At 61.7% G+C, this 21031-nt stretch carries 16 protein-coding genes, 2 tRNA genes and 2 pseudogenes; 14 read left to right on the forward strand and 6 right to left on the reverse strand.

Annotated elements, in window-relative coordinates:
- Positions 1–296 precede the first annotated feature (296 nt).
- From IYY11_RS07295 to IYY11_RS07315, 5 genes and pseudogenes are all read left to right on the forward strand, one after another.
- A pseudogene (locus IYY11_RS07295) lies at positions 297–991 on the forward strand (IS6 family transposase).
- A gap of 237 nt (positions 992–1228) precedes the next feature.
- Entirely contained in the window at positions 1229–1492 is a 264-nt protein-coding gene (locus IYY11_RS07300; RefSeq protein ID WP_196403253.1) for a hypothetical protein, read from the forward strand.
- Positions 1493–1870: 378 nt separating this feature from the next.
- Entirely contained in the window at positions 1871–2542 is a 672-nt protein-coding gene (locus tag IYY11_RS07305) for a DUF3489 domain-containing protein (RefSeq protein WP_196403254.1), read from the forward strand.
- Between the two features lie 5 nt (positions 2543–2547).
- Positions 2548–3120, forward strand: coding sequence for a DUF2924 domain-containing protein (locus tag IYY11_RS07310; RefSeq protein WP_196403255.1), 573 nt, complete (start codon positions 2548–2550; stop codon positions 3118–3120).
- On the forward strand, positions 3117–4787 hold the full coding sequence (locus IYY11_RS07315; RefSeq protein WP_196403256.1) for a recombinase family protein: 1671 nt from the start codon (positions 3117–3119) through the stop codon (positions 4785–4787). Before IYY11_RS07310 ends, IYY11_RS07315 begins: the two co-directional genes overlap by 4 nt.
- Before the next feature lie 391 nt (positions 4788–5178).
- Here the strand turns inward: IYY11_RS07315 and IYY11_RS07320 are convergent.
- A tRNA-Ile gene (locus IYY11_RS07320) sits at positions 5179–5254 on the reverse strand.
- Between the two features lie 163 nt (positions 5255–5417).
- Here IYY11_RS07320 and IYY11_RS07325 point away from each other — a divergent pair.
- A complete protein-coding gene (locus IYY11_RS07325) occupies positions 5418–6074 on the forward strand; it encodes a class II aldolase/adducin family protein (RefSeq protein ID WP_196403257.1) in 657 nt (218 codons plus the stop codon).
- 3 nt (positions 6075–6077) lie between these two features.
- Here the strand turns inward: IYY11_RS07325 and mtnA are convergent, their stop codons facing one another.
- The gene (mtnA, locus tag IYY11_RS07330; protein ID WP_196403258.1) at positions 6078–7166 is read right to left on the reverse strand and encodes an S-methyl-5-thioribose-1-phosphate isomerase; all 1089 of its coding nucleotides are present in this window, start codon (positions 7164–7166) and stop codon (positions 6078–6080) included.
- 119 nt (positions 7167–7285) lie between these two features.
- On the opposite strand from mtnA, the gene IYY11_RS07335 reads away from it, so the two are divergent.
- The 3 genes from IYY11_RS07335 (at position 7286) to IYY11_RS07345 (ending at position 10308) form a co-directional block, all read left to right on the forward strand.
- Positions 7286–8497, forward strand: coding sequence for a GNAT family N-acetyltransferase (locus IYY11_RS07335; protein ID WP_196403259.1), 1212 nt, complete (start codon positions 7286–7288; stop codon positions 8495–8497).
- Between the two features lie 90 nt (positions 8498–8587).
- Positions 8588–9346 carry a peptidase gene (locus tag IYY11_RS07340; RefSeq protein WP_196403260.1) on the forward strand — a complete coding sequence of 253 codons (759 nt, stop codon included), beginning with the start codon at positions 8588–8590 and terminating at the stop codon, positions 9344–9346.
- Positions 9343–10308, forward strand: a complete 966-nt coding sequence (locus tag IYY11_RS07345; protein ID WP_196403261.1) for an L-threonylcarbamoyladenylate synthase — start codon at positions 9343–9345, stop codon at positions 10306–10308. Before IYY11_RS07340 ends, IYY11_RS07345 begins: the two co-directional genes overlap by 4 nt.
- On the opposite strand, the gene IYY11_RS07350 is transcribed toward IYY11_RS07345, so the two are convergent.
- Positions 10305–11348 (reverse strand): hypothetical protein, encoded by a 1044-nt coding sequence (locus IYY11_RS07350; RefSeq protein ID WP_246719746.1) that lies wholly within the window; start codon positions 11346–11348, stop codon positions 10305–10307. The two genes, IYY11_RS07345 and IYY11_RS07350, sit on opposite strands and share 4 nt — an antisense overlap.
- Before the next feature lie 170 nt (positions 11349–11518).
- On the opposite strand from IYY11_RS07350, the gene pgi reads away from it, so the two are divergent.
- The gene (gene pgi, locus IYY11_RS07355; protein WP_196403262.1) at positions 11519–13153 is read left to right on the forward strand and encodes a glucose-6-phosphate isomerase; all 1635 of its coding nucleotides are present in this window, start codon (positions 11519–11521) and stop codon (positions 13151–13153) included.
- A 153-nt stretch (positions 13154–13306) separates the two neighbouring features.
- Here pgi and IYY11_RS07360 read toward each other — a convergent pair whose 3' ends face one another.
- Entirely contained in the window at positions 13307–14422 is a 1116-nt protein-coding gene (locus IYY11_RS07360) for a methyltransferase (RefSeq protein WP_196403263.1), read from the reverse strand.
- Positions 14423–14845: 423 nt separating this feature from the next.
- Between IYY11_RS07360 and IYY11_RS07365 the strand changes: the two genes are divergently transcribed.
- Both IYY11_RS07365 and IYY11_RS07370 read left to right on the forward strand, forming a co-directional pair.
- A tRNA-Arg gene (locus IYY11_RS07365) sits at positions 14846–14922 on the forward strand.
- Positions 14923–15422: 500 nt separating this feature from the next.
- The gene (locus tag IYY11_RS07370; RefSeq protein ID WP_196403264.1) at positions 15423–16109 is read left to right on the forward strand and encodes a hypothetical protein; all 687 of its coding nucleotides are present in this window, start codon (positions 15423–15425) and stop codon (positions 16107–16109) included.
- 68 nt (positions 16110–16177) lie between these two features.
- Here the strand turns inward: IYY11_RS07370 and istB are convergent, their stop codons facing one another.
- Together istB and istA are read right to left on the reverse strand one after the other, a co-directional pair.
- Entirely contained in the window at positions 16178–16906 is a 729-nt protein-coding gene (gene istB / locus IYY11_RS07375; protein WP_196403367.1) for an IS21-like element helper ATPase IstB, read from the reverse strand.
- Positions 16836–18408 (reverse strand): annotated as a pseudogene (istA, locus tag IYY11_RS07380) (IS21 family transposase). The gene istB and the pseudogene istA overlap by 71 nt, the downstream one beginning before the upstream one ends.
- Positions 18409–18469: 61 nt before the next feature.
- On the opposite strand from istA, the gene IYY11_RS07385 reads away from it, so the two are divergent.
- Both IYY11_RS07385 and IYY11_RS07390 read left to right on the forward strand, forming a co-directional pair.
- The gene (locus IYY11_RS07385) at positions 18470–19078 is read left to right on the forward strand and encodes a hypothetical protein (protein WP_196403266.1); all 609 of its coding nucleotides are present in this window, start codon (positions 18470–18472) and stop codon (positions 19076–19078) included.
- Entirely contained in the window at positions 19075–20979 is a 1905-nt protein-coding gene (locus IYY11_RS07390) for an Hsp70 family protein (RefSeq protein ID WP_196403267.1), read from the forward strand. Before IYY11_RS07385 ends, IYY11_RS07390 begins: the two co-directional genes overlap by 4 nt.
- Positions 20980–21031: the final 52 nt, after the last annotated feature.

Below are 21031 nucleotides of genomic sequence, written 5' to 3' on the forward strand. Positions count from 1 at the left end.
GTGCGGGCTGCAGCGCTCCGCGTAAAGCTTGAGGGCGGATGATTTAGGATCCACAGCGCGCGAGCGCTTGCCAAGCCCCTTTATCGCATGGGGGAAAAATGAGAATTTTGACTGATTGCTCGTTTCTTTCCAAGAACCAGATAGAGAAAATTGAAGAGAAATACTGCGCGAGATATGTCTTCGAAACGCAACTCAAGCTAAGGAGTGATGAGTGGAGTGATTTCTCATCAGCTGTATTTTTGGCATCGTCACATTGGCGGCTTGCCAGCTTTGACCTCTGCCTCTTATCCTGAACGATGACTGAAATCAGCTACAGCGGCTATCGCTTTCCACCCGTAATCATTCAACAGGCCATCTGGCTGTATGTCCGCTTCGCGTTGAGCTTTCGCGACGTCGAAGATCTCTTGGCTGAGCGCGGGATCACCGTATCCTATGAAACTGTGAGACGATGGGTCAATCATTTTGGACCCAGGATCGCGGCTGCGCTGCGCAAGCGCCGGCCGAAACGCACATGACATGGCATCTCGATGAAGTCTATCTCAAGATCGATGGACGTCTGGTCTATCTATGGCGGGCCGTCGATGGCGAGGGCGAGGTTCTGGACGTCCTGGTCCAGACCAAGCGGAATAAGGCCGCAGCGCTGAAATTGATGCGCAAGCTCTTGAAGAAATATGGCTTTCTGCCAGAGAACTTGATCACGGACGATCTGCGATCCTACCAAGCAGCGGCGCGTGATCTTGGGATCGCGCATAAGCATCGCACTGGCCGATGGCGAAACAACAGGGCGGAGAATTCGCATCAACCGACCCGACGACGAGAACGCAAGATGCAAGGTTTCAGGAGCGTTGGATCAGCGCAAAGATTTCTCTCCTTTCATGCAGCGGCCCACAACACTTTCAACGTTCAACGTCATCTCGTTTCAGCAAAAACGCACCGAGCTTTTCGAACCTCGGCCATGTACACATGGCGTTCGGTCACTGCTGCAGCATGAGCGCCATTGTCACCACGATCATTCGCGTCGATCGTTCGACAACGTGACAAAGCCTACGGAATATATGACCCGATATATGCCCGACGGGCGCATCGCCTTGACCGATTCCGCTCAAGGCGTACCCTGACCAATAGTTCCCCATGACCCCGAGAGCTGATCCGCGCGGGCGGGCGGCGAGGCCGTGCGTCCCTCGCCGCCTGCCCACGCAGGACATCGCCACCGCTCGAAGGAGTTTCCATGGCGGAGAAAGAGCAACCCAAGCAGCCGACGCATCGCGCCTATTCGGTCATCCGTCGCGAGGGCCAGGACGACTTTTGGCGGAACGTCGGACTCGTGTTCCCGCACAAGGACGGCGGCGGCTTCAACATCATGCTGCAAGCCTTCCCGCTCGACGGCAAGAGCGTTTGCCGGGAGATCGCCGACGACGAGCGCGACGAAGCGCCGGCCCAACAGCGGCAACGCTCGATGAACGGATGCGCGCAAGGATCGCATCGCCGTTGAACATGGCGACCCATCAAACTCAAAGAGCCGCTTCCGGGCGGCTCTTCTGTTTCGCGGCTTCGATTTTGCTGCCTATTTGCTACCTAGAAAGAAAATCGTCGGCGTCGGACTTTTCATAAACTTTTGATTTAATTGGTGAGCGCACAAGGGCTCGAACCTTGGACCCGCTTATGAGTCAGGGGTTCCTGGGCCTCCGGCCCACCCACGACAAAGTCCGAAAGGACTGGACTTCGTGGGGTAACAGAGCATTGCTGTGTGTCACGGCGCCTCCGGATCCTCGCAATCTCGCCGAGGCCACTCCTCCACCCCGCTGGCTGTACGCCGACTGCGGGGTTTGGTCAGTGGCAGCGCAAGCTGTCGTGACCAAAGGAGGACGAAGTGCATAAATTGACCGACGGCCAACGCGTCGTGCTTTCGCGCGCCGCTCAGCGCGATGACGGCACCGCGAATCCTGCTGAAATTTTGAAAAGCGCCGCGGCGACCAAGGTCGTCAAATCGCTGATCGCGCGCAAGCTGATGCGCGAGGTAAGGGCGAAGGCTGACATGCCGGTGTGGCGCCGCGATGCGCAAGGGCGACCGTTCAGTCTGGTGATTTTGAGCGCCGGACGCAAAGCCATCGGCGTTGTTGACCAGGTCGTCGAGAGCGCGACTCGAGAACATGTCAGAGCATCTTCGAACGCAGGTTCCCCCAGTCGTCGGAGCGAAAGGAACGGCCGAAAAGGGCTTCCGACTCCTCCAGATTTCGAACAACCTCATGCTCCGGTCGTTTCAGCGGCTCACCGCGTGCGCGCGGGCACGAAGAAGGCTCTCTTGATCGAGCAGCTGAGCGGATCGGCGGGGGCTTCGATCGATGCGCTGATGGGGGCGACCGGATGGCTCCCGCATACGACCCGCGCGGCGCTCAGCGGATTGCGCCACGCGGGCTTTTCTATCGAGCGGTTCAGAAGAGACGATGGCGTCTCAGCCTATCGCTTGCATGGCGGTCCAGTGTCACTGAAAAGCGTCAATCCAATATCAGATCGGCATAATGTCGCGACTGCTCGGGCATGATGGCCATGTCCGTAAACTCCACTGTTCGGGTCGAGGAGGCCGGGCACAAGCCGGCCCAGATCGCGTCCGAGGCCGAACGTCTGCGACATGAGATCGCGCATTTGCGCGATCTCGATATCGACAGTCTCCGATTGCAGTGGCGTAACCTGTTCGGCCGTACGGCTCCGAACCATCTGCCGAAGTTCTTGCTGCTGCGAATGATCGCCTATCGGATGCAGGCGAATGCCTATGGAGATCTCGGCAAGAACGCTTGCCGGACGCTCGATCGTCTGACGCGCAAGAGGGCAGGGGAGGGCGGCGCTGAATCGGCCACGCAACCATGTCGAGCCGAGCCTCGGAGCCTCCGCGCAGGAGCGCTGCTGAGGCGAGAGTGGGCGGGCGTCACGCATCACGTCACCGTCGTTGACGAGGGTTTCGTCTGGAATGGCGCGACATATCCGAGCTTGTCGAAAGTCGCTTGCGTGATTACTGGGACCCGCTGGAACGGCCCGCGCTTTTTTGGCATGCGCGCCAAACGAGCCGAGTCGCGCTCAGCGCCGGGCGCTTGTGATCGCGTCGAGGTGGAGAGTGGGCCATGAAACGCGCGCGGCCGGAGCGGAGCCCGACGCAGGCTGACAAAATCCGCCGCTGCGCGATCTACACGCGCGTGTCGACCGATCATGGGCTGGAACAAGACTTCAACTCGCTCGACGCTCAACGGGAGGCCTGTGAAGCTTATATCAAGAGCCAGGCGAGCGAGGGCTGGACGCTGGTTCGGGCGCATTATGACGATGGCGGCTTCTCCGGCGGCAGTATTGACCGTCCGGCCCTGCAGCGGCTTCTCGACGCCGTCCGGCTGAATAGGTTCGACATCATTGTCGTCTATAAGGTGGATCGCCTAACCCGATCGCTCGCCGACTTCGCCAAACTGGTCGAACTGTTCGACGCCCAGGGCGTCTCGTTCGTTTCGGTGACGCAGTCCTTCAATACGACGACCAGCATGGGGCGACTAACCCTGAACGTGCTGCTCTCCTTCGCCCAATTCGAGCGTGAGGTCACCGGCGAGCGCATCCGCGACAAGATCGCCGCCTCGAAGAAGAAGGGGATCTGGATGGGCGGCGTGGCGCCGCTTGGCTATCGGGTCGAAGATCGCAAACTCGTCGTCGACGAGGCCGAAGCCGCGACCGTGCGCTCCATTTTTGAACGTTATTTGGCGCTCAGCTCGATACTGGCGCTGCTCGCCGAGCTGCGCGAGCGTGGCGTGCGGACAAGACGCAGAACGCTGTCGAGTGGACGCGAGATTGGCGGCGTCTTCTTCACCAAGGGGCCGCTGGCCCATTTGCTGAAGAACCGCATGTATCTCGGCGAGCTCAACCATCACGGACAGAGTTATCCCGCTGACCACGCGCCGATCATCGATCGGAAGACGTTTGAAGCGGTTCAAGCGCGGCTTGCGCAGAACCTCGTTGCGCATCGCCGGATCCGCACGCCATCTCACGCTCTGTTGATCGGCAAGATTTTCGACGACCGCGGCAATCTGATGACGCCGAGTGACGCCGTGAAGTCGGGCGTCCGTTATCGTTATTACGTCTCGCGGGCGATTACCGAGGGGCGCAAGAACGAGGCCGGCTCGATCGCGCGGGTCGCCGCCGTCGAAATCGACCGCGTAGTGTGCGACGCGCTGGAGACGGCGATTAAATCGGAGTCGGCGACCGTCTCCAAAGGCTTTGGCCAGATCGGCGTGGCGATCCCGTCAAGCGCTGGTGAACTCAACGATGAAGATTCTCGGATGCAGATCGCGTCTCACGTTACGCGCCTCACTATCCGCAATGATGCGGTCGAAATTGAGCTGACCGAAGCGGGCGAGAGAGCGATTGGAAGAGGATCGATCGTGGTTCCTTGGCGGCGGCGTGCGAGCCGACCCCGCCGCGAGATCATTGTTCCGCCGGATTCGGAAAATGGCGACCGACGACCGATCCGATCCGAGACCAGGGCGACTTTGCTTCAGGCCATCACGAACGGCCGCGCTTGGCTTGATGACATCGTCACGGGCCGCGCCGCCGGCATCGAAACGATCGCTGTGCGTGAGGGTCGCAGCAAGCGCTCGATCGCAATGATAATCTCGCTGGCCTTTATCGCTCCCGACATCGTCGAGGCGGCTCTCAGCGGTCGCCTGCCACGCGGCGTCGGCGTCAGACGCTTGGTCGACCTGCCGCCGGATTGGAGCATGCAGCGACGGGTGCTGGGGCTATCGGGGCCTCGGTAACGGCGTCCGGTTTCTTTGCCATTGGCGGACGGCGTAACCGTAGCCGTCTCGCTCTTCTTTGAAGCGGCGCATGCCCTGCCGCTATGCGCTTTCCTCTATTCGACCGTCGAGGAATTTCGGCTTCAGAGCGCCTATCGCACTCGCGCATTTTTCACCTCAACGACGGACTTGCGAACCAGTCTCCGCTAAACAGCGAACCGGTCTCTGGCAGTCGGCGCGCCGAGCGCCAGGAAACGAAATCCCTCAGACAGAGACAAAGAGCCGTCTGACGCCGTATCGGGCTCGATTCGGGTCTCCAACTTGCCGGAGACACGCCGCTCGCGGCGCAAGGCCTTTGATTTTGCGGAACGTTTTTCAAATGACGAAATGACTGTAAAAACAAGTAAGTGCGTGGTGGGCCGGGCAGGACTCGAACCTGCAACCAGACCGTTATGAGCGGCCGGCTCTAACCATTGAGCTACCGGCCCCGAGACGGGGAGGCCCGTCCTATACCGCAAGCCGGGCGCACGCAATATCGCGGGCTTGCATCACTCGCTCTCACCCTGCGCTCGTGTTCGCCTGGCGCGGGGGCCATGTGCATGCGCCAGCTTGTCTTGCCACGGCCCGCGCCGCGCCTGTAAGGCTTCTTGTATGGACGAACATGACGCGCGCACGGCGATCGTTGACGCCGCGCGGGAGATGGAGCGGCTGGGCCTCAACCACGGCTCTGCGGGCAATCTGTCCCTGCGCGTCGGCGACGCCGCGCTCGTCACGCCAAGCGGCGTTCCCAGCCGCGAACTATCGCCCGAAGCGATCGCGCGCATGCCGCTTGCGAGCGATGGCGCTTTCGACGGTCCGTTGCCGCCGTCGAGCGAATGGCGTTTCCATCTCGACATCTACCGCGCCCGACCCGACGTGAACGCCATCGCGCATATGCATTCGCCCTATGCGACGACGATCGCGACCTTGCGGCGCGATATTCCGGCCGTGCATTACATGATCGCGGCCTTCGGCGGCCCGACCGTGCGCTGCGTCGATTACGCGCCCTACGGCACGGCTGAACTGTCGCGTCTCGTCGTGGCGGGGCTCAAAGATCGCGACGGCGTGCTCCTCGCCAATCATGGCGCCATCGTCACCGGCGCGACGATGCGCAGAGCATTGTGGCGCGCCGTCGAACTCGAAGCGCTCGCGCAAGTCTTCTACCTCGGCGCGCTCGCCGGCGAACCCGTCGTGCTTTCAGATGATGAGATCATGCGCACGGTGGAGCGCTTCAAAACTTACGGAACGCGCGAGAGTTCGCGAGAATGACACTCAACCAGCGAGGTCCGAGAACAATCCCCTCAGCCCTTGTTCCGTTGCGGCGCAGACGCCGCGCTCGGTGATCAGCCCCGTGACGAAGCGCGACGGCGTGACATCGAAGCTGAAGTTGCGCGCCGCCGATCCATCCGGCGTGAGCTGAACCTCGAACGTCGCGCCATCGGCGCCTCGGCCGCTGATATGGGTGACTTCGCGCGCGCTGCGCTCTTCGATCGGAATGTCGCGGACGCCGTCGGCGATGCGCCAATCGACGGTCGAAGACGGCAGGGCGACATAGAACGGCACGCCATTGTCATGCGCCGCGAGCGCCTTGAGATAGGTGCCGATTTTGTTGCATACGTCGCCGGCGCGCGTCGTACGGTCGCTGCCGACGATGACGAGATCGACAAGACCATGCTGCATCAGATGGCCGCCGGCGTTATCGGCGACGACGGTGTGCGGGATAGCTTCGCCCAGCAGTTCGAAGGCCGTGAGGCTCGCCCCCTGGTTGCGCGGACGCGTCTCGTCGACCCACACATGAATCGGCGCGTCTTGCCGCGCCGCAGTGTAGATCGGCGCCAAAGCGGTGCCCCAATCGACGGTGGCAAGCCAGCCGGCGTTGCAATGGGTGAGGATGTTGACAGGACCGTCGCCGCGGCGCGCTTTATGAATGAGTTCGGCGCCGGCAAGGCCGATGGCTTGGCAGGCCGCGACATCTTCTTCCGCGATCTTGGCGGCTTCCGCATAGGCAAGGTCCGCGCGGACCGAGACCGGCGCCGCGAAGAGCAGCGCGCGCAGCCGATCGAGCGCCCAGCGCAGATTGACGGCCGTCGGCCGCGTAGCAAGCAGCAGAGCGTGGGCGCTTTCGATCGCGGCGTCGCTTGGATCGCGCCAGGCGGCGAGCGCCAAGCCGTAGGCGCCGGTCACGCCGATCAGCGGCGCGCCGCGCACCGTCATCGCGCTGATCGCCGCAGCGGCGTCTTCGCAGCTGGCGAGCGTTTTCGTCTCGAAGCGATGCGGGAGCACGGTTTGATCGATGACATGCACGCGGCGCCCATCCGAATCGAGCCAGATCGTTCTGTAGTCACGGCCGTTGATTCTCATGTTGTTCGTTCTTGCCTGCTCAAAAGTCGCGCTTGGATGATGTCGCCATTCGCGCCATGTTAGAGCGCGCGGCGGCGCTGTGCTAGAAAGCTTTCAAACGCGGCTGCTCCACTGGACACATGGCGCAAGAATTATCGGCGCAAGAATCGGCGCAAGAATTTTCGGTTCGATACGCCGAATCGCTCGACTCCGTCGGGGCTGAGGCTTGGGACGCCTGCGCCAATCCGCCCGGCCTGCCGGACGCGGTCGGCGAGCGATATAATCCTTTTGTCTCGCACGCATTCCTGCGCGCGCTCGAATCGTCGAAGTCGGTCGGCGCGCGCGCCGGCTGGGCGCCGGCGCATGCGCTCGTCGAGGATTCGCGGGGGCGTCTTGTCGCCTGCGCGCCGGCCTATATAAAGACGCATAGCCTCGGCGAATATGTGTTCGATCAAAGCTGGGCGCAGGCCTATGAGCTTGCCGGCGGACGCTACTATCCGAAGATTCAGGTGGCTGCCCCTTTCACGCCTGTGACCGGGCGCCGGATGCTGATCGCGCGTGATGCGCCGCAAGGCGCGCGCGAGGCGCTGATCGCCGCCCTGCAGGGATTGCGCAAAGCGAGCGGCGCGTCCTCCATTCACGTCACGTTCTGCACGGAGGAGGAATGCGTCGCGCTGAGCGGCGCCGGATTCATTTACCGCGCCGGAGAGCAGTTCCATTTCGTCAATGAAGGCTACGCCGACTTCGAGGATTTTCTGGCGCGGCTCACGGCGCGCAAGCGCAAGGCGATCAAGCGCGAGCGACGCGAAGCGCTCGGCGACGGCATCACAATCGATCTGCTCACGGGAAGCGACATTCGTCCGGCGCATTGGGATTCGTTCTTCGAGTTCTACCTGGACACAGGCGCGCGCAAATGGGGCCGGCCCTATCTGACTCGCGCCTTCTTCGACGAGATCGGCGCGCGCATGGCGGATCGCATCCTGCTGGTCATGGCGCGACGTGGCGGAACGCATATCGCCGGAGCGATCAATTTTCTGGGCGACGACGCCATCTACGGGCGCAATTGGGGGGCGCTGGAAGCGCTGCCGTTTCTCCACTTCGAGGTCTGCTACTATCAGGCGATCGAATTTGCGATCCGCCGCGGTTATAAGCGCGTCGAGGCCGGCGCGCAGGGCGAGCATAAAATCTCCCGCGGCTATGGGCCCGTGATCACCCATTCGGCCCATTACCTGGCCGACCCACGCCTCGCCGAGGCGGTTTCGGACTATTTGACGCGCGAGCGCGCAGCGGTGGCGGAATGGGCCGCCGAGCATGCGGCCGAGCTTCCTTACAAGAGCGAAAACGGCGACTGATTTTCCTTCGCTGTGTCCCTGCAGCACTTGCCTCATGGCCCGAAACTTGTAAGTCCTGAAGCCGTTTGGCGCGAACCGCTGCGGAATCACATGACATATTGTTGCGGCATACTGGTGCGCGATGGACTGGTGATGATCGCCGATACGCGCACCAACGCCGGGCTCGACAACATCTCGACGTTCCGCAAGCTGTATCTGTTCGAGCGGCCCGGCGAGCGGGTGCTGATGCTTGCCGCCTCGGGCAGTCTCTCGGTGACGCAGGGCGTCGTGAACCTGATCGGCGACGGGATCGAGCATCCAGAGAGCGGCGTGGTGGAAAGCGTCATGAATACGCCCAACATGCTGCATGCCGCGCAGCTTGTCGGGCGCGCGGTGCGCCTTTCGCGCGCCCAGATGGGCAACGCCGAGGGAGAGCCCGCGGCGCAGGGCGTCAGCTTCGACGTTTCCTTGCTGCTCGGCGGTCAGATCGCCGGGGGGCCGCTCCGGCTTTTCATGATCTATACCGCCGGCAACAGCATCGAATGCACGCCCGACACCAATTATCTGCAGATCGGCGAGCACAAATATGGAAAGCCGATTCTCGACCGCGCCGTCACCTATGACACCGACATTTATGATGCGCTGAAGATCGGGTTAATCTCGATGGATTCGACCATGCGCTCGAATATTTCGGTCGGGATGCCAATCGATATCGCGCTGCTGCGTCGCGACGCGCTGCAGACGGAGGTCGCGACCAGGATCGGTGCGAACGATCCGTATTTTCGGGATTTGCGCGTGAGCTGGTCGAAAGCGCTGCGCGAGGCGCATATGGCGATCCCCAAGCCGCCCTACAGCGGCCACGACGCGTGACGATTGTCGTGCCGGCGGACGCTGCAGCGATCGCCCGCGCCGCAGCGATCCTGCGCGAGGGCGGCCTGGTCGCCTTCCCGACCGAAACCGTCTACGGCCTTGGCGCTGACGCCACTCAGGCATGGGCGGTCGCCCGGATCTACGACGCCAAAGACCGACCCTCCTTCAATCCGCTGATCGCGCATGTCGCCGATCTCGAGGCCGCGCGTCGCGAGGCGGCGCTGCCTGAGCCGGCGCTGCGTCTCGCCGCGGCCTTCTGGCCGGGGCCGCTGACGATCGTCGCGCCGCTCGCGCCGGGCGGCTTCGTCTGCGATCTCGCCCGCGCCGGGCTGCCGAGCGTCGCGGTTCGGGTTCCCGCGCATCCCGTCGCGCAAGCGCTGATCGCGGCGCTCGGACGGCCGATCGCGGCGCCTTCGGCCAACCGGTCGGGGCATGTGAGCCCGGTGACGGCCGCGCATGTCGCGGAAGATCTTTCGGGCAAGGTCGACATGATCCTCGACGGCGGTCGCACCGCCGCCGGGCTGGAATCGACGATCGTGTCCTTCTGTGAGGAGTCTCCCGTCTTGCTGCGGCCCGGCGCGATCGCGCGGGAGGCGATCGAGAAAATCCTGGGTGAGAAGCTTTCGGCGCCAGAGCGGGCTGAGATCCTCGCGCCGGGCATGACGCCGTCCCATTACGCGCCTGCCGCCCGGCTGCGGCTCGAGGCGCATGAGCTCAACGAAGGCGAAGCGGCGCTCGATTTTGGCGGCCGGCTCGCCGCGCGCGCCGAACCCGGGACCGTGGTGCTCGATCTTTCGCCATCAGGCGATCTCTTCGAGGCGGCGGCCAATCTTTTCGCCCATTTGCGGGAGTTCGACTCGCGCCAAATCGCCGACGTCGCCGTGGCGCATGTGCCGGAGAGAGGACTGGGCGAGGCGATCAACGACCGGCTGCGACGCGCCAGCACGCCGAAGCTGGATTAGGCCGCGAGCGCCGTCGGCGTGGCCGCGTTCAGAACGAAGTCCTGCGTCACCGGGGCCGGCTGGCCTTTCATATAGGGGCACTCGTAGCCGCGCGCGGCGAAGTCGCCGATGCCGACGGCGCACATTTCCACCGCGAGTCGCGTCAGGCGGTTGAGCACCGGCTCACGCACCCAGGAAAAGCGCGGGGCGTCGGGCGCGACGGCGCGCATCGCCGCCTTGCGGCTCACATTGTTCTCATAGCTCATACGCGCCTGCCAGCCGGCCTGCGGCTCCTGCCAATCGTTGACGACGATGACCGGTCCGCGCAGCACGCGCGCCTCGTGTTCGGTGCGTTCGATCAGGGCCATCTCGCCGCGCCTCACCCCCGCCAGGGTGAAGAGAGTTGGACGCGCGATCGGCGCGCCGGCGATAAACTCGACGGCCGCCTCGAAATTTGCGCAATGTTCGAAAGCATAGCGCAGCACATGGTCCGGCGGCCAACCGCCTTCGCTTGCCAAGGCGTCGCGCAGATTGAGGACGGCGTCATAGGCGAAGCCGAGGGAGCCCTGGGTGCGCCGCTTCATCGGCGCCTGATTGATCGAGGCGCAAAAACGCCCTGGAGCCATCGCGCTGAGCACGCCAACCGCCCCCGGCCAGGTGGCGTTGTAAAATTCGCCGGCCCGGCCGGATTGCAACGCGATTTCGACGCCCCTGCCGAGGCCCTGAAAGGGCCAGTCGAGCGTGCGGCGCAGGCGCGGCAGTCCGTGCTCGTCCTCGTAAGCCTGAGTGGTGCAGGCGAAGAGATAGGACATGTTCAGCGTCATCGCGCCGGGAAAGCCGAGAATGGCGACGATGCGCTCGAGCTCCGCCCGGTAGGCCGAGGCGGAGCGCTTCAGCCAGTTCGCGGCGATACGGTCTATCGACGGCAGGCACAGGCGGCCGACCGGCGCCGCCGCGCCAAGACAGGCCTTGCGGAGCGCGGTCGCCGCCTGGACCCGAGCCTGCGCATGTGCGACAGGGCCGCCGTTGCGCACGTCGAGGAAGTGAATCGCGTCCATCATCGTCCGGCTGTCAGAAAAGCGTCATGTAACAGATATGGATTTCACATCCCTCTGTCACAATACAGTAAAAATTTAGGGTCCAGCCTCGCGGCGTAAAGTCGTTGCGCGCCCGCCGCCTAAGAATCGGATACAAATCCCAAAGGAAAACGCGCTTGCTCTTCGAGAAACCAATGTCGGACGCCGTCGCCGTCGCTTTTGAGGCATTGAAGTTCCACGCTTCCGCTTTGGCGCGGACGCGAACGCTTGATCTTTTCGCCGAGGACCCCGCGCGCTTCAAAAATTTCAGCGTCAAGCTCGACGATTTTCTCTTCGACTTCTCCAAGCACAGAGTGACGCGCGAAACGATCGCGCTGCTGATTTCATTGGCGCAGACGCGCGATCTCGAAGCGAGGCGCGAAGCGTTGTTCTCTGGCGAACGCATCAACAACACCGAAAGGCGCGCCGCCATGCATATGGCCCTGCGCGATCTCTCGTCGCGGCCGCTTCTCGTCGGCGGCGAAAACATGCGGCCTCTGATCGAAGCCGAACGCGAAAAGGTTTTCGCTTTCGCGCGCGCGGTGCGCTCTGGCGACATCCGCGGCGCGACGGGCGCGCCTTACAGCGATGTGGTCAATATCGGCATCGGCGGCTCGGACCTTGGTCCGGCGATGGCGTCGCGCGCGCTCTCGCCCTTTGCCGGCGAGGGGCCGCGCATGCATTTCGTCGCCAATGTCGACGGCGCCGATCTCGCCGATACGCTGCAAAATCTCGATCTGGCGCGCACGCTGTTCATCATCTCCTCGAAGACATTTACGACGCAGGAGACGATGGCGAACGCCAGAAGCGCGCGCGCGCGCATCGTCGCCGCGCTCGGCGAGGCTGCGGTAAGATCGCATTTCGCCGCCGTCTCGACGCGGCTCGACAAGGTCGCCGAATTCGGGATCGATCCGGCGCGCGTCTTCGGCTTCTGGGATTGGGTCGGCGGGCGCTACTCGCTGTGGTCGTCGATCGGCCTTGCGCTCGCGATCGGCGTGGGGCCGGAACATTTCCTGCAGTTTCTGCAGGGCGGACACGAGATCGACACGCACTTCCTCGAAGCGCCGCTTGAGCAAAACATTCCCGTGCTGATGGGACTGCTCGGCGTCTGGCACAGAAACGTGATGGGATGCTGCGCGCATGCGGTCATCCCTTATGATCAGCGGCTCGCGCGGTTTCCGGCCTATCTGCAACAGCTCGACATGGAGTCGAATGGAAAGTCGGTGACGCGCGAGGGCGGCCGCGTCAGTTATAAAACAGGGCCGGTCATTTTCGGCGAGCCCGGCACGAATGGGCAGCACGCTTTCTTTCAGTTGCTGCATCAGGGAACCGACGTCGTCCCGATCGACTTTCTCGTCGCGGCCGAGCCAACCGCGGCCGACGAACATCATCATGAATTGCTTTTCGCCAACTGCCTGGCGCAAGCCGAAGCTTTTATGCGCGGTCGAACGCTTGAGGACGCGAAAGCGCAATTGCGCGGGCAGGGGCTGAGCGAGGAGGAAATCGCACGCCTCGCGCCGCATAAGACGTTTCCGGGCGATCGTCCGTCAAGCGTGCTGCTTTACCGACATCTCGATCCGCGCACGCTCGGGCGACTCGTCGCGCTTTACGAGTACAAGGTCTTCGTTCAGTCGGTGATCTGGGACATCAATCCCTTCGACCAGTGGGGCGTTGAACTGGGCAAGGAGCTCGCCAATCGTTTGGCGCCGATCGTCGAAAATAAGGACGAATCGACGCAAGGGTTGGATGGATCGACGGCGGGTCTGATTGCGTGGAGAAGGTCGCATTGAGTCGAGTGTGATGTGCGCGCCTTTTCGCGCGCCTTTGCTCTGGATTCCCGATCAGGCCTTCGGCCTGTCGGAAATGACATCGCGTTGCTGAACATACGGGGTTGTCATTCCCGACGCGCGCGAAGCGTGCAATCGGGAATCCAGGGCAAAACCTCAAACCGCCTTCGCCGCCAGAATGCTCGTCAGCGCCGGCAACGCATTGCGCAGGAGTCGGAATTTGCCAAAGCCTGCTTCGCGCAGCAGCGCCTCAATCTCTTCGACGCGGCGCGGCGCGCCGCGACCCATGGCCAGCGTGTAGAAACCGTAATACGCGTCGAGCGGCTCGGCGCCTTTGATCCCGGACATGCCTTCGATGATGAGCAGCGTCGCGCCGGGCGCGAGCGCCTTGCGCACGTTGCGCAAGAGTTTTAACGCCGACGCGTCGTCGTGGTCATGCACGATGCGGATGAGCGTCGCGACGTCGGCGCCCTCCGGCAGAGGATCGTTGAGGAAGTCGCCGCCGTAGATGTCTGTGCGCGCCAGCAGACCAGCCTCTTCGAGCCGCACGCTTGCGCGCGCCGCCACGGCGGGAAGGTCGAAGAGAGCAAGCTGCAAATGCGGCGCGCGAGCCGCGGCGGCCGCGAGAAACACGCCTTCGCCGCCGCCGATGTCCAAGAGGCGCCGATGACGCGAAATGTCGTAGGCGTCGAGCGCCTCCTGCGCGACCATCGGCTGCGTCGCAGCCATGAAGGCGCTGTAAGGGCCGACTTGCTGCGCCGACAACGCCTCGGGCGCATCTCCGGCTGAATAGGGCCAGTAGTCGGCGAGCTTGCCGCGCTTTTCCTGGCGCAGCAGCGCCACGGGATCCGCGAGATCTGCGTAAAGCAGCGGCTGGTGCTCGACGATCGCGAGCGCCGCGGGATTCCCGGCGAAGGCGGCGCCGAGCAATCCGAGCCCGTATTTCGCGCCGCGTCGCTCGGCAAGGCCCAGCGAAGCGGCCGCCTCGAGCAGGCGCCGCGCTGCGGGCTCGGAAAGCGCGAGTTTGGTCGCCAGCGCGTCGATGCTCAACGGGCCGTCGCGCAAGACGTCGAAGAGCCTGAGTTGCGTGCAGGCGACGAGAACCTGGGAGTAGACGAAGCCGGCGGCGAGATCGAGGCCGGCGCGCGTGCCGCGCCGCGCCAAAGGGCGCGTCACCGGGTTTTTCAACGCCCAGCGCTGGAATCGCGGATTGGCGACGAGCCTGTCGCGCGCGCTGCGCAATCGCTCGCGCCATTGATCGAGTAATGCCAAAACGGTCTCTCAGCTTAAGGTCTTACACTTAGGATTCAGGTCTTGGCCTTAGCATGTCGCCGGAACGTCGTCTCGGGCAGACGCCGCCGTTGCGGCGCAACGGTCCTTCCTGTAGAAAAGCTCTGCGCCTGCGCCCGTAGCTCAGCTAGATAGAGCGCTGCCCTCCGAAGGCAGAGGCAAGGTCTTTTTGCTGAATTTTGGCGTGTAAAAAATCGACTGAAAACAAATGCTTGGCGAAACTCGAAGGAAGCAGGAAATCCGCTCCCGAGGTCGCGGAAGCATCACGGAAGCAAACTGAAAGGAGGTTGTAGCGTACGAGTGGCGATGATCGGCACGGCTAAGGGGCTTGGGTCGTTTGCGCCTATTCGATCGTTGAATTCGGGATTGACCGTTTTCGATCTCGGAAACTATCTTCATATCGATGCGCCCGTAGCTCAGCTGGATAGAGCGCCACCCTCCGAAGGTGGAGGCCACACGTTCGAATCGTGTCGGGCGCGCCAACTCACTCAAGAGTGTCGGTTCTCACGAACGCTGACTCCTTTTCTCACGAATCGGACTCCTTTTTCCCAAACTCTTCGTTCGCAATAAGTCGGACTCGTCCATCTCAATAGGCCCGACTCTACGGCTTAGTCGATTGGAATCGTTGCTTCTACCGCGCCTTTCGCGCCTTAGCAGGCCACCTCGTAGCGCGTCATTGGCTCGCCGAAGGCCGAGATCTCGCTGATTGAGCGGGATGCGCGTCGGCCCATCCATTAGCGTTCGTAGCGGTGCAAAGAAATGAACGGCATCGGCAACATTGTCGGCTTGATCTAAGTTCGAAAACCGCTCACAGGGGTGTATGCCCCGCAGCAATCCCTACGCAGACATTGCACCAAGAACCGCTCTCGGACGCGCCTTGGTGGCGCACATCCGCCGGTTCCGACCGAACAAGCTAAAGCGACTAGGCTACCCTTCGATAGGCACGCTCGATACGATCGCTTCGAGGGCGACGAGAAGCGGGATGGGCACCAAGCTCTCCGTCGAATGCCGAGCGATGAGGCTGCTACTGATCCAGCCTTACTGCTACGCAGGGTTCAAGGAGCGCTTCTTAGCGGCGTATAATCGCGCCTTCCTTCTGGCTTGCCCCCTCTATGCCAGGATCGTGCGAGAAAGCCACAAGCTTTCAGGGGTCTCGTTTGACTATACACTGCCGCTCTTCGACCCTGCGCTCGTCCACGCCTTGGAGGAGGAGGCACCCTCGGACCCGACGATCGAGGCTTTCGTCAAGGACATCGTTAAGCGGCTTGACAAGACCAAGGGGTGGGTCGACACGCGGGCTTGGCGGCAGGCGTTCGAGATCTACTCAGAGGCGCTGATCTACAGGATGATCAGGGACGCTGGCAGGGGGAAAATCACGATCCGGCGGTTCCCGGAGGCGGATGCCTCGACTCCGGACTTTATATGCGAACTGCTGACGTGCACGCCTCCGAAGACTTTCTACATCGAGGTGAAGACGTTCGACATCGTTGACGCCGATCAGCGACATGACGAGATGATCGACGAGGGCATCCTGACGCAGGACGACCTCGACAAGCACGTCGCCGCGGGTAAGCGCGTAGCGTGTCAAACGCCATTGAATCGGGACCCCAGTTTTTCATCCAAAAGGGACCCCTTTCCCGATGCGCATTTTCTGCCGTTGTTGGCGTGACGGAGGGAGGGCGTAGCCCGAACGGAGTTACGCCAACAACGGCAGCGGTCTGACCAATCGGGGCAGCGTCAGGCGCGGTTTTTGAAGCGCCAACTTTCGTTGCCGGTTTCGACAATGTCGCAATGATGGGTGAGGCGATCGAGCAGCGCGGTCGTCATCTTGGCGTCGCCGAAGACGCTCGGCCATTCGCCGAAGGCCAGATTGGTCGTGACGATCACCGAGGTGCGCTCATAAAGCCGGCTGACGAGATGGAACAGCAATTGGCCGCCGGCCTGCGCGAAGGGCAGATAGCCGAGTTCGTCGAGAACAACGAAGTCCATGCGGGTAAGATAATCGGCGATGCGTCCCTGGCGCCCGGCGCGGGTCTCCGACTCCAGGCGGTTGACGAGGTCGACGGTGTTGAAGAAGCGCCCGCGCAGACCAGCGCGGATGCAACTGCGCGCAATGGCGATGGCCAGATGCGTCTTGCCGGTTCCCGTGCCGCCGACGAGAACGATATTGCGCTGCTGGGGGACGAAGCCGCCGCCGGCAAGATCGCGCGCCAGAGTTTCGTTGACGGTCGCGCCGTCGAAGTCGAAGTCGTCGATGTCTTTGGCCAGAGGGAGCTTGGCGATGGTCATCTGATATTTGATGGAGCGCGCCTGCTTTTCGGCGACCTCGGCGTTGAGAAGATCGCCGACGATCTGCGGCGGCTCATGCTGTCGCTTGATGCCGGTCGTCATCACTTCATCGTAGGCGTTCCTCATGCCGTAGAGTTTGAGTTCGCCCATCAGATCGAAGATTTGCGTGCGCTCCATCATCAGCCTGAACTCCTCAGTTGATCGTATCTTGCGCAATCGGCCAGCGGGACATGCCTCAGCTTCAGGGCGTCCGGCGTGAGGATCGTCAGCGGCGGGCCGGGATCGCGGCGCCGTGCGAGGATGTTGAGAATGACGTCGGCGGAATGCACGCCCTGATCCATTGCCTCGGCGCAGGCGGCTTCGACCGCCCGCAAGCCGTCGTCCAGAACCGCCGCGAGGATTTTCACCATTTGCCGGTCGCCGTCGGCGGAGCCCGCGAGCTTGCGCCGGATTTTCTCCATGGCCGACGGCAGCACCCAGTCCTTGAACGGCGCGCCGTTCCTCAACGCGCCGGGCTTACGGGCCAGAACCGACACGTAATGCCAGGGATCGTAAGCCGTCTCTTCGCGGCCGAAGCGGCGGCGATGTTCGCCAACGACAATCCCGTCCTGCCGGATGACGACGCGATCGGCGTAGGCGTGGAGTTCGACGGAGCGCCCGACAGCGCTCGCCTTGACCGAGTATTTGTTGTTGTCGAAGCGAACCAGGCAGGTCTTCGACACCGCTACGCTCACCGCGTGGAAGCCGTCGAAGCAACCGCGTAATGGAATGAGCTTTGGCCGCTCTTCCTCAAACGCCTCGAAGATCGTCTTGTCGACAATCTCGGGATGGCGATGCGCTTTGGCGTAGGCGACGCATTTGTCGATCAACCAGGCGTTCAACTCGTCATAGCTCTTGAACCGCAGACGCGGCGTGAAGAAGCGCTCGCGCACCAGTCCGACCTGATTTTCGACCTGTCCCTTCTCCCAGCCAGACGCCGGCGTGCAGGCGACGGGTTCGACAAGATAATGCCCGCACATCTGAAGGAAGCGCCGATTATATTGTCGCTCCTTGCCGATAAAAATCGTCTCCACCGCCGTCTTCATATTGTCGTAGATGCCGCGCTCGCACGCGCCTTTGAAGAAGGCGAAGCCGCGGTCATGCGCGTCGAACACCATCTCTTGCGTCTCGCGCGGATAGGCGCGCGCAAACAGCATGCGGCTGTGGCAGAGACGCATATGCGCGACCTTCACCGTCACCGTCGCGCCGTTCAGCACGACGACTTCGTGGCTCCAGTCAAACTGATAGGCTTCGCCCGGCGCAAAGCTCAGCGGCACATAGGCCTGCGCCAACGCAGCGCCGCGCTCCTTGCGCCAGCCAATCGCGTAACGGCGAACCGCCGCATAGCTGCCTTCATAACCAAAGCCCCGCAGCTCTTCGAAAAGCCGCACATGCGTCAGCCGTTCGCGGGGCGCTTTCCCCTCGTTCTCCAGCAAAAGCGAATCCAGCCGCTCGCGCCAGGGACCGATCTTCGGAAGCGGCTGCGTCTCGCGTTCGTAACGGAACTCCGTCGCATCCGAACGGATGACCTTGCGCACGACCTTCCGCGACACATGCAGGTCCCGGCAAATCTCTTTGATCGGCTTCTTCTGGACAAAATAGGCGCGGCGTATCTTCGCAATCGTTTCCACAACAAGCATTCCAATCTCGGCCTCCCTTGCATCAGGAGGCCAGTGTGGACCCTTAGCTCCGGGGGCCCGATTGGATGCAAATCATCCCCAAAGCGGGGTTCTTATTCCACGCAACTTCACAAACTGGCTACGCATTGGGGTGTGTTGGCTGGTTGAGAAGCGCTCGCTTCAAGCATGGCAAACTGCTGAAGCCTTGCTTTCGATTTTGTTCCCCGAAGGCAAAAGCGCCTCGCGCTTAGCCATCCGTGCGATCCAGAAGGGTAAATCCACGGAGTTTCGATTGGCGGTCGCAATGACCGGGCTCGCCCACGAATTGGTCAGCGCAGCCCAGGAAGACAGAGACCGAGAGCGCCAGATTTCTGCAGGCCTGCGTGATCGACTTGCCGAGACGCGGTCAAAGCTTGAACGACTTCAAGCGGAGCTTACGCTGTCAAAGAGAGAGCTAGAGCAACGTATCTTCAAACTGGCTGAAGTTGAAACAACGCTCGCCGCCGAACGCCAGCACTGGGGTCACGACCTCTCAGAAGCCAAGGCCGGACAAAGGGTGCTTCTTAGTGAACGAATCGGACCGCTGCTGCAAGACGCAGTGGACGCGTTAGAGATCGAACCATCCGCTCCCAGCCTTGCATTGAAGCGGATGAAAGCCGTTCTGTCCATTATTGAAGAGGCCAAAACGTGAAGGACGTTGTCTTTGGAATAGATTTTGGCACCACAAATAGCCTAGCTGCCGTGACAGTCGGAGGGCGAGCGTTGACCTTGGTCGATCAGGTGACTTTGCGACCTCACCCGTCAGTTATCTGGTACCGCGGTGGTGACATAGTGGTCGGTCGCGAAGCCAGGCAGAACATGGATCTGACCGAGGCCGGTGCGCCTCCGGGATTCGTTCGTTCGCCTAAAATGTCATTGAGGCGCGACGGCCCTATCTTTGTTGACGGTCGACTTATTGAACCGACCGACGCTGTCGCTGAAGTTCTGAAGCATCTCAAGAATGATGCCGCGGGCGCGCGAGGATCAGCCTCTGGTAAGAACCTGACGCGCGCCGTCTTTACCATTCCTGTCGACTTTGGTGGCCCAGAAAGACGAGCGCTACGACAAGCCGCAAGAAAGGCCGGCATCGGTGTTGTGCAATTTGTGCATGAGCCCGTTGCAGCGCTTTATGCCTATCTTCGTTTGAGGCCTGATCTGGGCCGCGAGCTTGCACGCCTGGAAGGACGCTCAGTGCTTGTTTTCGACTGGGGCGGAGGCACTCTGGACCTGACCCTCTGCCGAATTCAAGGGGGGGCCATTATGCAATTGGCGAACCTCGGCGATAACGAAGTCGGCGGCGATAGGTTCGATGAGCGCCTCCGAAATCACCTAAGATCCAAGCATGCGACAGCTCATGGCATTGAGGATATTACTGCCCTCGAGCAACCAGGCATGGCCGCGAAACTGTTGCATCAGTGCGAAATACTCAAGATCCAATTGTCTAATCCAAAGACAGATAGCGAGGAGGTGATCGTCCGGAACTATCTCAAGATGGACGGACCCAGTAAGAATCTCTTGCAGTCAATTAGTCGCGACGAACTTGATAGCCTAAGTTCTAGTATCGTGGCGAAGGGCTTGGCGAGAATCGACGAAATTCTTGGGCAAGCGCATCTTACCTACCAGGATATTGAGCTGTGTCTCGCCACCGGTGGGATGGTCAATATGCCTGCCATCCGTAATGGTCTGACAGAGCGCTTCATCGGAAGAGTCCCGAAACTCGACAATGGAGACCGAATTATTGCCGAAGGTGCGGCTTGGATTGCCAACGATGGGCTTCGTCTCACACTCTCGAAGCCGATTGAAATTCTGGTCGCAGATACATCTGGGCGGGGGACTTACCATTCCCTTGTCGATGCAGGCTGGACGCTGCCCCTCGAGAACGAAACACAGAACGTGGCCAATACACGCCTCTTCTGCATTGACCCGCGAGAAGGAAAGGCCGTCGTCGAGGTAGCAAAGCCTGCAAAGCTCGGAAAGGTACTACCCAGCGACCCACGGCGGACACTTTGTATTGCGAAAGTCGAGGTTGATGCAAACGCGCAGCCACTCCTTGAGCGGATCGAATGTCACCTGCAGATCGATCACGATTATATCGCACGTGTCACACTCCGGTCGACAGGGCGTGGAGCTAGCACTTGTGAAGAATTTCATGATCTTGAGTTTGGACTTTCCCTCGCCGGAGTCGCTCCACCGGGTGTCAGCACAGATGAGGGAAAGGCCGGGTCTCTTCGCGGTCCGGCGGGAGAAGCACGGGCTCTCGCAAACAGCAATTTGCTCCAGCGCACAAACGTTGCCCGATACGACGAGCGGAATAGCTCTGATGGGGAGGCTTGGAGATATGTTCCGGGAGATTTAGTCGCAAAATGGCGCTCCGGTTACTTTGACACGAGGAACGGTGCTGCATCAGGCAGACAACTTGAGGAACGAAATTTCTACGTTCCCTGCGCCCGCTGCAAGCGAAAGACAGATAAAAGCCGAGGGGCCTGTCATTGGCTGCAGCGGCGCGTGTGGTGCCCGGACTTACCCCGCCAGCCCATCGGTGCACGATGCTGATGGTCGTCAGGCATGATCTGCAGAGGACGTGATTTGGAAGCGCTTTGTCCAC

It is taken from the genome of Methylocystis sp. H62 (assembly GCF_015709515.1).
Lineage (GTDB): Bacteria > Pseudomonadota > Alphaproteobacteria > Rhizobiales > Beijerinckiaceae > Methylocystis.